Source organism: Sanguibacter hominis ATCC BAA-789 (assembly GCF_012396185.1).
Classification (GTDB): domain Bacteria; phylum Actinomycetota; class Actinomycetes; order Actinomycetales; family Cellulomonadaceae; genus Flavimobilis; species Flavimobilis hominis.
Genome location: NZ_JAAXOW010000003.1, coordinates 104,955 through 120,547 on the forward strand (window position 1 = coordinate 104,955; position 15,593 = coordinate 120,547).

General features: G+C 72.3%; 11 protein-coding genes and 1 tRNA gene. 10 read left to right on the forward strand and 2 right to left on the reverse strand.

Annotation, left to right across the window (positions count from 1 at the left end):
* Positions 1-41: 41 nt before the first annotated feature.
* From HF995_RS10200 to HF995_RS13635, 9 genes are all read left to right on the forward strand, one after another.
* Positions 42-113: transfer RNA gene (locus HF995_RS10200), tRNA-Gln, on the forward strand.
* 113 nt (positions 114-226) lie between these two features.
* The gene (gene glmU / locus HF995_RS10205) at positions 227-1,837 is read left to right on the forward strand and encodes a bifunctional UDP-N-acetylglucosamine diphosphorylase/glucosamine-1-phosphate N-acetyltransferase GlmU (RefSeq protein ID WP_168447706.1); all 1,611 of its coding nucleotides are present in this window, start codon (positions 227-229) and stop codon (positions 1,835-1,837) included.
* Positions 1,834-2,817, forward strand: a complete 984-nt coding sequence (locus tag HF995_RS10210; protein ID WP_168447707.1) for a ribose-phosphate diphosphokinase — start codon at positions 1,834-1,836, stop codon at positions 2,815-2,817. Before glmU ends, HF995_RS10210 begins: the two co-directional genes overlap by 4 nt.
* Positions 2,818-3,101: 284 nt before the next feature.
* Positions 3,102-3,668, forward strand: coding sequence for a 50S ribosomal protein L25/general stress protein Ctc (locus HF995_RS10215; RefSeq protein WP_168447708.1), 567 nt, complete (start codon positions 3,102-3,104; stop codon positions 3,666-3,668).
* 85 nt (positions 3,669-3,753) lie between these two features.
* Positions 3,754-4,353, forward strand: a complete 600-nt coding sequence (gene pth / locus HF995_RS10220; protein ID WP_168447709.1) for an aminoacyl-tRNA hydrolase — start codon at positions 3,754-3,756, stop codon at positions 4,351-4,353.
* A gap of 142 nt (positions 4,354-4,495) precedes the next feature.
* Positions 4,496-5,554: an NAD-dependent epimerase/dehydratase family protein gene (locus HF995_RS10225; protein ID WP_168447710.1), complete on the forward strand. Its 1,059-nt coding sequence runs from the start codon at positions 4,496-4,498 to the stop codon at positions 5,552-5,554.
* A 100-nt stretch (positions 5,555-5,654) separates the two neighbouring features.
* Complete coding sequence (locus HF995_RS10230; protein ID WP_168447711.1) at positions 5,655-6,878, forward strand: DUF1972 domain-containing protein; 1,224 nt, start codon at positions 5,655-5,657, stop codon at positions 6,876-6,878.
* Complete coding sequence (locus HF995_RS10235; protein ID WP_168447712.1) at positions 6,875-7,621, forward strand: CDP-alcohol phosphatidyltransferase family protein; 747 nt, start codon at positions 6,875-6,877, stop codon at positions 7,619-7,621. Before HF995_RS10230 ends, HF995_RS10235 begins: the two co-directional genes overlap by 4 nt.
* Before the next feature lie 556 nt (positions 7,622-8,177).
* The gene (locus HF995_RS13635; protein WP_210727391.1) at positions 8,178-10,001 is read left to right on the forward strand and encodes a right-handed parallel beta-helix repeat-containing protein; all 1,824 of its coding nucleotides are present in this window, start codon (positions 8,178-8,180) and stop codon (positions 9,999-10,001) included.
* A gap of 83 nt (positions 10,002-10,084) precedes the next feature.
* Here the strand turns inward: HF995_RS13635 and HF995_RS10245 are convergent, their stop codons facing one another.
* Positions 10,085-12,253 carry a glycosyltransferase gene (locus tag HF995_RS10245; RefSeq protein WP_168447713.1) on the reverse strand — a complete coding sequence of 723 codons (2,169 nt, stop codon included), beginning with the start codon at positions 12,251-12,253 and terminating at the stop codon, positions 10,085-10,087.
* Positions 12,254-12,511: 258 nt separating this feature from the next.
* Here HF995_RS10245 and HF995_RS10250 point away from each other — a divergent pair, with 258 nt between their 5' ends.
* Entirely contained in the window at positions 12,512-13,966 is a 1,455-nt protein-coding gene (locus HF995_RS10250) for a lipopolysaccharide biosynthesis protein (protein WP_168447714.1), read from the forward strand.
* Between the two features lie 24 nt (positions 13,967-13,990).
* Here the strand turns inward: HF995_RS10250 and HF995_RS10255 are convergent, their stop codons facing one another.
* Entirely contained in the window at positions 13,991-15,439 is a 1,449-nt protein-coding gene (locus HF995_RS10255; RefSeq protein ID WP_168447715.1) for a tyrosine-protein kinase domain-containing protein, read from the reverse strand.
* Positions 15,440-15,593: the final 154 nt, after the last annotated feature.

Below are 15,593 nucleotides of genomic sequence, written 5' to 3' on the forward strand. Positions count from 1 at the left end.
GAACCTGGCAGACTAGACGGGTAGGTGGCCCTGGTCACCGGTCCGCCCTGGTGTAACGGCAGCACGCCGGCCTTTGGAGCCGTGCAGTTCAGGTTCGAATCCTGAGGGCGGAGCCCTTCGTCCGCGCGGGTAGACGCGGGGCAGCGGTAGAGTGGCGAGGCACGGGCCCGTCGCGGCGCGTGCGCCACCCTGACCCCACGCGACCGGAGTCCATGTGACCACCGCTGTGAGCACCGCACGCCCCGCCGCCGTCGTCGTCCTGGCTGCAGGCCAGGGCACGCGGATGCGCTCCGCAACACCCAAGGTCCTCCACGCCCTCGCCGGGCGCACCATCCTCGGCCACGCCCTCGCAGCGGCGACCTCGCTCGACCCGGAGCGGGTCGCCGTCGTCGTGCGGCACGAGCGCGAGGCCGTCGCGGCCGAGGCTCTCAGCCGCGTCCCCGGTGCGCTCGTCGTCGACCAGGACGAGATCCCCGGGACGGGTCGCGCCGTGCAGTGCGCCCTCGCCTCGCTCGACGCCGCCGTCCAGGCGGCCGCGGCCGCGACGGGCACGCTCGAGCCCGGTGCCGCCGGCCCGCTCGGCGTCGACGGCCCGGTCGTGGTGCTCGCGGGTGACGCCCCGCTGATCGACGCCGAGACGCTCGCCGACCTGCTCGCGCAGCACACGTCGGGCGGGCACGCGGTGACGGTCCTCACGGCGGTCGTGGACGACGCGACCGGCTACGGCCGGATCCTGCGGGACGACGACGGAGGTGTCGCCGGGATCGTCGAGCACAAGGACGCGACCGACGAGCAGCGTGCCGTCCGCGAGATCAACTCCTCGATGTACGTGTTCGACGCGGCCGTCCTGCGCTCGGCGCTCAGCCAGCTGGGACAGGACAACGCGCAGGGCGAGGTCTACCTGACCGACGTGCTCGCGATCGCGCGGGCCGACGGCGGCCGCGTGCGCGCCGTCCAGGCCGCGTCCGCGATGACCGTCGAGGGCGTCAACGACCGCGCCCAGCTCGCGGTCCTGCGCGCCGAGCTCAACCGCCGCGTGCTCGAGCAGCACATGCTCGCCGGCGTGACGGTCGTCGACCCGCGCACGACGTGGATCGACGTCGACGTCGAGATCGGCCAGGACGCGACGATCCTTCCCGGCACGCAGCTCCTCGGTGCGACGACGATCGGGGCGGGGTCGACGATCGGCCCCGACACGACCCTCCAGGACGTCGAGGTCGGCGAGCACGCGACGATCATCCGCACGCACGGCTCGCTGTCGCAGATCGCCGACGGCGCGTCGGTCGGCCCCTTCGCCTACCTCCGCCCGGGTACCCGCCTGGGCACCGACGGCAAGATCGGCACGTTCGTCGAGACGAAGAACGCCTCGATCGGCGAGGGATCCAAGATCCCGCACCTCACGTACGTCGGGGACGCGACGATCGGCGAGCACACCAACATCGGTGCCGGCTCGATCTTCGTGAACTACGACGGCGTCAACAAGCACCGCACGACCGTCGGCGCCTACGCGCGCACCGGCGCGAACAACAAGTTCGTCGCCCCGGTCACCATCGGTGACGGCGCCTACACGGGCGCCGGTGCGGTCATCCTCCAGGACGTCCCGCCCGGCGCGCTCGCCGTCTCCAACGCCCCGCAGCGCACGATCGACGGGTGGGTCGCGCGCCGTCGTCCAGGGACGTCCTCCGCGCAGGCAGCCGAGCTCGCGCTCGCCGCCCAGGACGAGACCACGGCGCTCGCGCCCCAGGCGCGCCACGAACGCCTCCAGGCCGCCTCGCCCGAGGCCCCACCGACTCCACGCAGCGACCACAACCCCCACGAAGGAGACAGCGCACGATGACCGGGATCATCTCCCACGCCGACGAGAAGAGGCTCGTGCTCGTCTCCGGTCGGGCCCACCCCGACCTCGCTCGCGACGTCGCCGCAGAGCTCGACATCGACCTCGTGCACACGACGGCCTACGACTTCGCGAACGGCGAGATCTACGTGCGCTACGCCGACAGCGTCCGCGGCGCCGACGTGTTCGTGCTGCAGAGCCACACCGCTCCGATCAACCAGTGGATCATGGAGCAGCTCATCATGGTCGACGCGCTCAAGCGCGCGTCCGCGAAGACGATCACGGTCGTCCAGCCGTTCTACGGGTATGCCCGTCAGGACAAGAAGCACAAGGGTCGCGAGCCCATCTCGGCGCGCCTCATGGCCGACCTGTTCAAGACTGCCGGGGCTCACCGTCTGATGAGCGTCGACCTGCACACGTCGCAGACCCAGGGCTTCTTCGACGGCCCTGTCGACCACCTGTGGGCGATGCCGCTCCTCATCGACTACGTCCGCACGCGCGTCGACATCTCGAACGTCACGGTCGTCTCGCCCGATGCCGGTCGCATCCGCGTCGCCGAGCACTGGGCCTCGAAGCTGGGCGGCGGCCCGCTCGCGTTCGTGCACAAGACGCGCGACACGAGCCGTCCCAACCAGGCGGTCGCGAACCGGGTCGTCGGCGACGTCGTCGGCCGCACGTGCGTGCTCGTCGACGACCTGATCGACACCGGCGGCACGATCGCCGGCGCCGTCCGCGTGGTCCTCGAGGCGGGTGCGAAGGATGTCATCGTCGCCGCGACGCACGGCGTGCTCTCCGACCCGGCCGCGCAGCGGCTCTCGGAGTCCGGCGCCCGCGAGGTCGTCGTCACCGACACCCTGCCGATCATCCCCGAGAAGCGTTTCCCACAGCTCACGATCCTCTCGATCGCCCCGCTCATCGCTCGGGCGATCCGCGAGGTGTTCGACGACGGATCCGTGACGAGCCTCTTCGACGGCAACGCCTGACCCGTCCCGTGCACCGCGCCGCGCCGGGATGGTTGCGGCGCGGTGTACGATGGACAGGTTGCCTCGGCGAGGGACGCAGGACGGGCTCCGCAGGAGCCTCCCGACGAACCGCCACGCTGTGAAGCGTGGGTGCAGGACGGGACCGGTCTGACCGGTGTGGCTGTCGCTCCGTGATCGACTGGGCGGTCGCACCCACGCGCGTCCGTCATGTGCCCCGCGCCGATGCACCGCCTGCCGGGCGTCTCCCACTGCGTCCGGTCCGCACTCTTCCCAGGAGCAGTTCCGTGTCTGACATCAAGCTCACCGCAACCCTGCGCACCGACTTCGGCAAGGGCGCCGCCCGCCGCACGCGCCGCGAGGGCCTCATCCCCGCCGTCCTCTACGGGCACGGCACCGACCCGCTGCACGTGTCCCTCCCGGGCCACGAGACGTTCCTCGCGCTCAAGCACTCGAACGCGCTCTTCTCGATCGACGTCGAGGGCGACGAGAAGCTCGCGATCGTCCGCGACGTCCAGCGCGACCCGGTCCGCCAGGTCATCGAGCACGTCGACCTGCTCCTCGTGAACAAGGGCGAGAAGGTCAGCGTCGAGGTCAACATCGTCGTCATCGGCGAGCCGGCCCCCGCGACGATGCACGTCGTCGAGCGCCAGACGCTCGAGATCGCCGCCGACGCGACCGACCTGCCCGAGTCGCTCGAGGTCGACATCACCGGTCTCGAGGCCGGCGCCGTGGTCCGCGCGCAGGACGTGACGCTCCCGGCCGGTGCCGAGCTCCTCACCGACCCGGAGTCGGACATCGTCCTCGTCTCCGAGGTTCGCACCGAGGCCGCCGCGGAGACCACCGAGGACTGATCCTCCTTCGACGCAGCGCCCGGTACCGTCAGGTGCCGGGCGCTTCGTCATGACAGTCCACCCACGATCGCGAACGGAGAACTCGATGAGCGCCGACCTGTGGTGCGTCGTCGGCCTGGGCAACCCCGGGCCGCAGTACGCGGGCAACAGGCACAACCTCGGGCAGATGGTGCTCGACGAGCTCGCACGTCGCACCGGTGCGACCTTCTCCACGCACCGGACGCGCAACGTCGTCGGTGAGGCACGTCTGGGCGTCCTGCCCGGCGGGGCGCCCGGGCCACGCGTCGTGCTCGCCAAGCCCACGAGCTACATGAACACGTCCGGCGGGCCGGTCAGCGCGCTCGCCCTGTACTTCGGCGTCCCGCCGGAGCGCGTCGTCGTCGTGCACGACGAGCTCGACATCCCGTTCGGCGACGTCCGGCTCAAGCTCGGCGGGGGCGAGGGCGGGCACAACGGGCTGCGAGACATCACCAAGGCGCTCGGCACGAAGGACTACGTGCGGGTGCGCGCGGGCGTCGGCCGCCCGCCAGGCCGCATGGACACGGCGGACTTCGTGCTCAAGGACTTCTCGGCGACCGAGCGCAAGGAGCTGCCGTTCCTGCTCGACACGGCCGCCGACGCGGTCGAGGCCGTCGTCACCGAGGGCATCGTCGCGGCGCAGAACCGGATCCACGCGCGTCCCTGACGCACGGCGATACTTCACCCGCCCCGCCCCCCGGTGTCACCCTGCGGTCATACCGCTGCCCCGTTCGCGCGCGCGGCGCGTCCCGGTACGTTCGATGTTGCGAGGGGTCCGCCCTCGTTCCGAACGTCGAGGAGGACTGGGCATGAAGGTGCTGGTCACAGGTGACCGTGGCTATCTCGGCTCAGTCCTCGTCCCCATGCTCAGGCGTGCCGGGCACGACGTCGTCGGCGTCGACAACGGATGGCGTGACGTCCCGCCGACCAAGCGCTCTCCCTACCCGTACGAGCAGCGCGACGGCGACGTCCGCGACCTGGACGCAGCGGACCTCGCCGGGGTCGGCGCGGTCGTCCACCTTGCCGGGACGGCGTCGACGCCGCAGGACGACTGGTCGGCGGGCGTCGTCCAGACCCAGCTCGTCGACATGGCGCGAGCCGTGTCGAGCGCTGCCGCCAGGGCGGGCGTGGAGCGCATCGTCATGGTGTCGAGCCGCGACGTCTACCACGGCAGGCCCGCGACGACGACGACGGGAGCGCCGCTCCTCGACCGCTCGTCGCCGCCGGCGAGCGCGAGGATCTCTGCCGAGGACGCCTTCCGGCTCTCGGCGTCGCCCGCCGCGTCCGTCGCTGTGCTGCGGCTCGCCACGCTCTACGGTGCGTCTCCGCGACTGCGGCTCGACGACGAGCTCAACCGTGCGGTCGTCGCCGCGATCGTCGACGGCGCCGTCGCGGTCGATCACGATGGGAGCAGGCAACGTGCCTTCCTCCACGTCAAGGACGCATGCCGCACGATCGTGCACGCGCTCGTGCGTCTCGGACAGACCACGACAGCGGGGAGCGACACGATCGACGTCGGGCGCCCCGAGGACGTCCTGACCCTGCGCGACGCGCTCGAGCTCGTCAGCGTGATCACCGGCGCGCCCGCGACCTTCGGCACCGCGCCCGACAGCGGGGAGGTGCTCCCCGCCGACCTGGGCCGCCTCACGCGGGTCTGGCCGGGGCTCGCGCTGCGGTGGACGCTCGCCCACGGCATCCGCGACCTGTGCCGGGATCTCACGACGAGCCACGTCGACGCGGAGTGGGTGCGCCGGACCGCGGCGGCCCGTGCCGTCCACGAGGAGGACGTCGGCGCCGCCGGCGCCGCGAGAGCGGCGGATCCCCGGAAGCCTCGAGCCGCCACCGGGCTGCGCCACCACCGCGGGTGAGAAAAGGGCGGGTACGGGTGGCAACAGGGTGACACCCGCTGCACAGGCGCCCCCGCCTCGGCACAGTGGACGGAGACGTCACACACGCCGGGGGAGAACCATGACGACGACCGACAGCTCGACCGCGCAGCCCGCGACGCTCGACCCGGACGGCGGGCGTCGCCTGTCGATCGCGATGATCGGCACGCGCGGTGTTCCCGCCCGCTACGGCGGCTTCGAGACTGCGGTCGAGGAGGTCGGCGCGAGGCTCGCGGCACGCGGGCACGAGGTGCGGGTCTACTGCCGCAACGGCAACTCCGAGGTACGACGCGAGCACGCAGGCATGACGCTCGTGACGCTCCCTGCGGTGCGCCACCGAGCGCTCGAGACGCTCAGCCACACCGGCCTGTCGGTCATGCACCTCCTGACCCGCCGCACGGACGTCGCGTTCGTCTTCAACGCCGCCAACGCGCCCTTCCTGCCGGCGGTGCGCGCAGCACGTATCCCCGTCGCGACGCACGTCGACGGGCTCGAGTGGAAGCGCACCAAGTGGAGCGCACGCGGCCGCGGCTACTACCGCTGGGCCGAGGGTGCCGCGGTGCGCCGGTCGGACGCGCTCATCGCCGACGCGCAGGGGATCGCGGACTACTACACCGAGGAGTTCTCGGCCGAGACGCGACTGATCGCGTACGGCGCGCCGATCGTCGACGCTGGCTCGGACCGCCTCGCCGAGCTCGGGCTCGAGCCCGGACGGTTCCACGTCGCCGTGGCTCGTTTCGAGCCGGAGAACCACGTCCACCTCATCGTCGAGGGCTACGTCCGGTCCGCTGCGCGCCACCCGCTCGTCGTCGTCGGCTCCGCCCCGTACACGGACGCGTACACGCAGCAGGTGCACGCTGCCGCGGGCGGCGATCCTCGGGTGCGCTTCCTCGGTGGGGTGTGGGACCAGGAGCTGCTCGACCAGCTCTACGCGAACGCCGCGACCTACCTGCACGGCCACTCGGTCGGCGGGACCAACCCGTCCCTGCTGCGCGCTATCGGTGCGGGGACCGCGACGATCGCGTACGACGTGAGCTTCAACCGTGAGGTGCTCGGGGACGCGGGCTGGTACTTCGACGCCCCGGCCGGGGTCGCCCGTACGGTCGAGGCTGCCGAGGCCTCCCCGGACGACGTCGAGCGACGCGCAGCCGCCGCACGCCGGCGCGCCCGGGACTACAGCTGGGACGACGTCGCGGACCGGTACGAGCGACTCGCGCTCGACCTTGCCGACGGCCGTGTCCCAGGAAAGCAGGACGGACGGCGTGCCTCGGCGTCGTCCTCGAGCCGGCAGAGGGTGTCGCGATGAGTGCTCAGGTCCAGGGGGCGACGTTCCGGGAGACGTACGGACGCCTCGCGCAGGCGCAGAAGGGTGTCGCGCGGTCCGCGCCCGCGTACTCGCGGTACGTCAACCGTCGGCTCGGGCGTGTCCTCGCTGCGTGGGCGTACGGTCGTGGGCTCACCCCCAACCAGGTGACCGGCATCAGCGCTCTGTTCACCGTCACGGGCCTCGGCGTCCTCGCGGCGACGACCCCGAGCTGGTGGGTGGGGGTGGTCGTGTCCGCATGCCTCGTCCTGGGCTACGCCTTCGACTCGGCGGACGGCCAGGTGGCCCGTCTCAGCGGGACCGGGAGCAGCGCGGGGGAGTGGCTCGACCACATGGTCGACGCGACCAAGGTCGCCGCGCTGCCGCTCGTGCTCGCAGTCAGCCTCTACCGCGCCGAGGTGGTGCCGACCGTCTGGCTGCTCGTGCCGCTGCTCAACGCGGTCGTGAGCTCGGTGCTGTTCTTCGGGATGATCCTCACGGAGCAGATGCGCAAGGCGCACGGTGTGCGTTCTGCCGCGCCGACAGGCGGGACCGGCCCGGACCTGAGGGCTCTCCTGATGACGCCTACCGACTACGGCGTCCTGTGCCTCGTGTTCCTGCTGCTGGGTGCGGTCCCCGTGTTCGCAGCCGTGTACACCGTGATCGTCGCGCTCACCGCGGCGTTCCTCGTCGCCGCGGGGCGCAAGTGGTTCCGTGAGATCGCGGCGCTCGGTCGCATGGGGTAGGACACGTCGGCGCCCGGCAGAGCCGGGGCGACGAGGACGCGGGCCAGCCAGCCGAGCGCCCGCACGACGAAGCCTCCGGGGGAGTGGACCCCCCGGAGGCTTCGTCGCGTCTGGGGAGCGCCGCACGTCGTGCGGTCGCTCGGCGGCGGTGCATGGCCTCGGAGGGCCGCAGCTCGCCTGTGATCTGCGCCACATCTGGTCCCGGTCGCCGCGGTCGGTCCGGCGGGGCGGCACGGCGGCCGGGGAGTGCGCAGCGCTGTGTCGCTCGGGAGGGTGATGTGCGTCGCTGCAGGTACCAGCCGGGTGCGCCCCTCGAGCAAGGCTTCGCGCCGCTTTCGACCGCGCGCGGGACAGGCTGTCCGTGGGCGCAGGCCCGCATCTCGTGCAGGCGCTCGGAAGCGCCAGCCGGACTCACTTGTCCGATTTGCCCTCAACGTACCGCGGGGGTCGCCGATCGGAAGGGTGGAAACACCCACCTGGGTTGAGGCAACCCCCGCCTGCACCCCTGACAGGTCGGCCACGTCCCCCTGCCGTGCCGACAGATTGCGAAACATCAGTGCGCAACCCCATCCCCTCAAGGTCTGCGGCAGCACGCGCCGTCCTCACCGGCTCGGTCGTGCTCGCTCTCGTCACGCCCTTCGCCGCGACCTCCGTCCCGGCCTTCGGCGCCACCACGAGCTCGGTGTCGACCGCGTTCTCCGCCCCCGCGCCGCGCCTCGACAACGTCCGCCTCGAGACCCCCATGACCGTCCTCGACTCGGTCGCCGTCGCATCCAACGGCACCGCGCGCGTCGACCTCTCGGCGCTCCCCGACAACGTCGTCGCTGTCGACCTCGTCGTCGAGGGTCGCTGGGCGTGGAAGGCCACGAACATCTCGGTCGCCGCAGGCGACATGACCGCCGCGGCCAAGGCCTCGCCCGTTCTCACCACCCCCGTCCAGAACCTCGGTTCCGCCCAGGCGTCGATCACGCTCGACGGCAAGCGCTATCTCACGGTGCACAGCTCCGTCGCCTCGGTCCGTGCGACCGTCAGGGTCGTGGGCTACACGGTCGAGACGCAGCCCACCGAGCAGACCACGACGCTCGCCACGCCGCTCACGGTGCTCAACGCCGGGACCGTCGCCTCGAACGGCACGGCCCGCGTGGATCTCTCCGCCCTCCCTGACAACGTCCTCTCGGCACGCCTCGTCGTCGAGGGCCGCTGGGCCTGGAAGGCCACCAAGATCTCGGTCGCCGCCGGTGACATGACGGCCGCCGCCAAGGCGTCGCCGGTGCTGACCACCCCCGTCCAGGACCTCGGCTCCGCCGAGACCTCGATCGCGCTCGACGGCAAGGACTACCTCACGGTGCACAGCTCGGACGCCTCGGTCCGCGTGACCGTCAAGGTCCTCGGCTACACCTACCTCGGCTTCCCGGCCGACAGCGCCGTCCAGGCTCCTGCGCCGGAGCCCACTCCCGCGCCTGCGCCGGAGCCCACTCCCGCGCCTGCGCCGGAGCCCACCCCCGCGCCTGCGCCTGAGCCGACGCCCACGCCTGCGCCTGAGCCGACGCCCACACCCACGCCGACGCCCACCCCCACGCCTGAGCCGGCGCCCGCCGAGCCGCAGCTCCCGACCGAGTCGACCGTCGGCCTCCCCGCCGGAACCCCGCTCACGGTCTACAAGGGCAACATGACGATCTGGGAGCCGAACACCGTCATCGACGGCATGGACATCCAGGGCATCGTGAAGGTCCGCGCCGACAACGTGACGATCAAGAACTCGATCATCCGCGGTGCCGCGACCCCGGCGACGGCCATCACCCACTTCGTCTGGAACACCGAGGGCAACAAGAACCTCGTCATCAAGGACACGACGATCGCCTCCCAGGCGCCGTCGCCCTACGACAGCGCGGTCCTCGGCTACAACTTCACGCTCGAGCGCGTGAACATCCACACCGTCGTCGACCAGGTGACGATCATCGGCGACAACGTGACCATCAAGGACACGATGCTGCACGGCAACAAGTGGTACGCGAACGACCCCAACCACAACGGTGGCCCGTCGCACGACGACAACATCCAGATCCAGGCCGGCAAGAACATCAAGATCGTCAACTCGGTCCTCAAGGGCACCTACAACGCCGCGATCCAGATCACCCAGGCGCGCGGCAAGGTCGGCAACCTCACCGTCGAGGACAGCTTCCTCGACAACGGTGGCTGCACCGTGAACATCGCCCAGATGAACAACGGCCCGCTCGAGGGCGTCGTCTTCCGTGACAACGTCTTCGGCAACGGCCAGCGGATCGACGGCTGCGGCATCATCCGCCCGGTGACGACGACCATCGTCTCGGACAACAACGTGTTCGCTGACGGTCGCGCCTTCGTGCTCAAGCGCGGCTGACCCAGCACGACCGACGACAGGAGCCCTGGTCCAGGCGGACCAGGGCTCCTGTCGTCACCGCGCCCCTGACCGGGGGGAAGCAGTCAGGAGCGGCGGTAGGCCTCGTGCCGCACACCGAGGGAACCCGCGACGAGCCCGGGCCCCCGCGCGAGGTCTCGCCAGGCCGCAGCATCCGTCGCGACGTCGCGGGTCACCCTGCCGGCGACCCACCGGGCGGCCCCTCGCCCGGTGACGACGACGCCGCGCGCCGCGGCAGCGACCCGCACCCTCGCCCTCGCTGCGGCGCCGTGCGTGAACGCGAGGTCGACGTCGACCGAGCGGTTCGCGTGCCCGTAGACGCGGGCGACGACCCAGCGGCGCGTGTCCCGCTCGGGCGGTACCAGGTCGACGACGACGGACTCGCCGCACGCGACGACCCGCCCGCCCGCCTGCGTGATCCCGCGGGTGAAGAGCGTGTCCTCGCCGCCGCGCATCCCGACCTCCGGGTCGAACGCCACCCCGAGCGCCGCGACTCCTGCGACGTCGACGAGGAGGTTGCCGGACGGCGCGCTGCGGCGCGGCGTGCCGGTCGCGAGGTTGCTCCGCTCGAAGAACCTGCCCGCGACGCTCCACGCCGACGGCTCGGCGACGAACCCGGGGACGATCCGCCCGGCGACCGCCTCGGCTCCCGTGCGCTCCCAGGTGGCGACGAGGGGACCGATCCAGCTCTCGCCCGGCACGCCGTCGTCGTCGATGAACACGACGAGGCCGTCGGCCGACGCCTCCGCGATCGCGCGAGCGCGGACTGCCGCGATCCCGGGCCGCGGCTCGTGGACGTAGCGGACAGGGAGCGCGGCGCTCGCGGCGACGGCGGCGACCACGTCGTGCGCCCCGCCGTCCGGGTCGTTGTCGATGATGAGGATCTCGGTGCGGTCCGCGAGCGACGGCGAGCCGAGCACGTGCGGGGCGATCATCTCGAGGAGGGGCTCGAGCAGCTCGTTGCGACGGAACGTCGGGACGGCGACGTGGATCCTCGGCCGTTCCCCGGTACGGGTGGGCGTGCTGCCGTGCGGCGGGGCGCTCAGCGGCTCGACCGGCTGCGACCCGGCCGCTCGCGTCGCCCGGCGCCCAGGGGCCGCGCCGCGCGCCGTGCCGAGCACTGCGAGGATCTGCGCGCCGTACCGGTGCGTCGAGAACCGGTCGAGCGCGTCTGCACGGCCTGCCCGCGCCATCCTTGTCGCCTGCTCTGGGTCGTCGAGCAGCTTGGCGACCGCCCGCGCGAGCCCCGGGGCGTCGCCCGCAGGCACGAGCATGCCCGTGCGACCGTCGTCGACCACCTCGACGAGGCCCTGCGTCGCCGCGGCGACGAGCGGGCGGCACGCGAGCAGCGTCTCGACCGCAGCGTTGCCGAAGGACTCGCGCCACGACGGGGCGACGACGACGTCGGCCCGGTCGATTACCGTGCGCGCCGGGCTCACGTACCCGTGGAAGGTGACCGCGCCACGCAGGTCAGGCTCGTCCGCGCGCTGCTCGAGCTCGGCGACGTACCACTCGTAGCCGCGGAACGCCGAGCCAGCGACCTCGAGGCGCACGTCGCGGCCCTCGCGGCGCAGGTGCGCGACAGCCTCGAGCGCGACGTCGATGCCCTTGTGCGGCGAGAGCCGGCCGACGATCGCGACGACTGCCGGGTCCTGCGGGCGGCGGATGCGCGGGTCGGTGGGCTCGGGACCGCGATCAGGCACGCCGTTGTGCACCACCGCGATACGGCGCTCGAGCGCCGGGATGACGTCCGTCAGGGTGCGCGCCGTCGCGCGCGAGTTCGCGATCACCCGGTCCGCGGCCAGGAGAGGCGACGCGAGCAGACGCCGCACCGTGCGCCCCGAGGACTCCTCCGCCTCGTGGACGTGCGACACGACGGGGACGCGCGCGAGGCGCGCGCTCACGAGCCACGTCGGCACGACGACCGTGTTGACGAGCAGCACGTCAGGTCGGGCGCGACGCAACGAGCGGCGCCCGGCGACGATCGCGCGCAGGCCGGCGAGCGCGTAGCCGACCAGCCCGCGAAGGCTCATCGTCGACCTGCGCAGCACCGGGCACGGCTGCACGACGACGCGCGCGCCCGCCTCGACGAGCATCGGCACGAGCGGACCGTCCTCCGGGACGGTGACGAGTACCGACCAGCCCGCCTCGACCACCGCGACGACGGTCTCGAGCAGCTGCAGGTCGCTGCCGTACTGGTCGGCGGACGGGTGCGCGATCATCAGGCGGGGCACGGTGAGACCTCGGACGCAGGGGACGGTGGATGCCCGCGAGTCTAGGGAAGCCCCGCACCGCGTGACGGGGGCGCCGGCCGATCTCACCCCCACCCTCACGCCGTCGTCGCCCGCGCACGGCGGCTGCGCGGGTTCCCGTCGCGCCGTCGCCCCCGGGCGCAGGCGGGGTCGCCCCCGGTTCACCCGTCGACCGGGAGGCTGGCACGGACCGCGGAACTAGACTTCCAGCGGCCAGGAAACGCAGGGGACGGGGAGCACGTGGACGAGCTCGGACGGTCGGCCGCGCGCGGCGCAGGCATCACCTTCGCCGCACAGATCGCGCGGGTCGGCATGCAGATGGCGTCCGTCGTCGTGCTCGCGAGGCTCCTCACGCCGACCGAGTACGGCGTGATGACGATGGTCCTCGTGTTCGTCGGGGTCGGCGAGATCTTCCGCGACCTCGGCCTGTCGACCGCAGCGATGCGAGCCCCGACGATCACGCACGCGCAACGCTCCAACCTGTTCTGGGTCAACACCGCCATCGGTGCGGGGCTCGGGATCCTCATGGTCGTCGCAGCCCCGCTCGTCGGCGCGATCTTCGACGAGGACGCCGTCGTCCCCGTCGCGCGCGCCGTCGGCGTCGTGTTCCTCCTCAACGGGATGGCGAGCCAGCTCCGCGCCGACCTCGTCCGCACCATGCGCTTCGGTGCGCTCGCGGTGGTCGACGTCGTGTCGCAGGCGGCGGCGATCGTCGTCGCGGTCGTCCTCGGCCTCGCCGGGGCGGGGGTGTGGGCGCTCGTGGGCCAGCAGGTCCTGCAGTCGCTCGTGCTGCTCGTCATGCTCGCCACGACCTGCCGGTGGGTGCCGAGCCGGCCGCAGCGCGGCGTGCCGATGGGCGAGTTCTGGCACTTCGGCTGGAACCTCGCCGCGTCCCAGGTCGCCGTGTACATCGGCAACAACATCGACAACTTCGTGATCGGCTCGCAGCTCGGCACCGCCCAGCTCGGCACGTACGACCGGGCCTTCAAGCTCGTGATGACCCCTGTCGCGCAGGTTCGTGCGCCCACGACGACGATCGCGCTGCCCGTGCTGTCACGGCTCCAGGGCGACCCGCCCCGCTTCGCGCGGTTCCTCGCGCGCGGGCAGATCGCGATCGCGTACCCCGTGATGATCGGCGCTGCGCTCCTGGTGGGGACCGCCGACCCGGCGACGCAGATCCTGCTCGGCAGCGGCTGGGTCGGGGTCGAGCCGCTCGTCCGGCTCCTCGCGACGACCGCCGTGATGCAGACGCTCGCGTACGTCGGGTACTGGGTCTACCTCTCGCACGGCCTGTCGGACCTCCTGCTGCGGTTCACGGTCGTCACGATCGCGGTCAAGGTCGTGCTCGTCGTCGTCGCGAGCCACTGGGGTCTCGTCGGGGTCGCGGTCGGGTACACGCTCGCGCACACGGTCGAGTGGCCCCTGTCGATCCTGTGGCTCTCGCGCCGTGCCCCGATCCCGACGCGCACGCTCATGCTCGGTGCCGTCCGGGTGCTGCTCGTCGGCGGGACGCTCGCAGGGACCGCCCACGTCGTCTCGGGACTGTTCGTGCGCGTGTGGCCGGCGACGCTCGCAGGCGTCGGGGCGGGCCTCCTGTCGCTCGCGCTCCTCGCCCTCGTGGTGCCTCGGGTGCGCAAGGACGTCGTCGAGGTCGCGGCGATCGTGCGCACCGCGCTCGCTCGGCGCCGCCGGTAGCGGATCGTGCGGCCGTGGGCCGCGTCAGCTCGCGCTCGCCTTGCGGGGCCCGCCGCGTCGGCTCTCGGTCGCCGCGTCGTCGGGCGTCGGCACCGAGCGCCGCGAGCGCTGCCGCCGGGCCGCGACGCTCAGGCTCGACGGCTCGCTCGCGACATACCCGCGCGGGGTGTCGGCGTGGCTCGGGTCGGCGAAGTTGACGACGACGCCGAGGCAGCGCGCCCCGACCGTGTCGAGCGCGGTGAGCGCGGTGCTCACCTGGGTGCGACGGACGCGGCCCGAGCCGACGACCATGACGGCGCCGTCGGTCCGCCGGGCGAGGACGACACCGTCGGCCACCGGCAGGATGGGCGGGGCGTCGAGCACGACATGGTCGTAGCGCTTGCCCGCCTCGTCGATGAGCGCCTGCATGCCGGAGGAGTCGATCAGCTGTGCGGGGTTGGGCGGGATGTCGCCCGAGACGAGGACGTCGAGCCCGGGGTGGCCCCACGGCTGCGTGAGGTCCTCGAGCGAGGCCGAGCCCACGAGGATCGTCGTGAGGCCGACCGACGGCTCAAGACCTGTGACGCTCGCGATCGTGGGGCGGCGCAGGTCGGCGTCGACGAGCAGCACGCGACCGCCCTTCTCGGCGAGCGCGATCGCCACGTTGAGCGCGACCGTGGACTTGCCCTCGCCCGAGACGGACGACGACACGACGAGCGTGCGGAGCTGGCTCGCCGCACCGATGAACTGCAGGTTGGTCTGGATGCGCCGGAAGGACTCGGCGCCTGCGCCGTGCGGCTCGCCGAGGATCGTGACCTGGTCCCGGCGGGAGCGCTCGCGCGGCACGATCCCGAGCAGGACGCGGTCCTGGTGGGACGGGACGTCCTTGATGCCGCGCACGCGAGTGTCGAGCACCGTCAGCAGCAGCGCGAGCGCGACGCCGACCGCGAGCCCGCCCGCGCCGCCGAGCGCGACGTTCATCTTGGTGTTCGGCGTGAACGGCACGGTCGGCACGACGGCGTCGGCGACGACGGTCATCGTCACGGACGGGGTGTTCTCGGCGCCCGACGGTGCGATCGACTCGACCGTGCGGGCGAGGTTCGCCGTGACGGCGTCTGCGATCTTCGCGGCGGTCTCGGGCTCCCTCGACGTCGCGCTGATCTCGACGAACATCGTGTCGAGCGGGGTGGTCGCGGTGATCGTGCGCGCGAGGGTCCGTGCGCTCATGCCCAGGTCGAGCTCCTCGATGACCGGGTCGAGCACCGCGGGCATCGTCGCGAGCCGCGCGAAGGACTCGACGAGGTTCTGGGTGTACATCGTGCCCTGCACGAGCTCGCTGACGGTCTCGCCGCGGGCGAGGGAGACGAACGTCGTGGTCGACGAGCGGTACGTGGGGACCGTGGACTTGGCGAGCCCGAAGCCCGCCCCCGCGCCGAGGACGGCGAGGAGAGCGATGACCAGCCAACGCTTGCGCAAGGCCGAGACGTATTCCATCAGATCCACATGCACCCCAAGCTCATCACCCGGCGCGGCGCTCTTCTGGCGAGTGCGGGAGCCGGGACGGGACCGCCTGTCCGGGCCCTGGGTCGATCGAACCACGCCCGCGGGACGCGCGGCCACACGACGGGCCTCAACCACCCCCTGAACC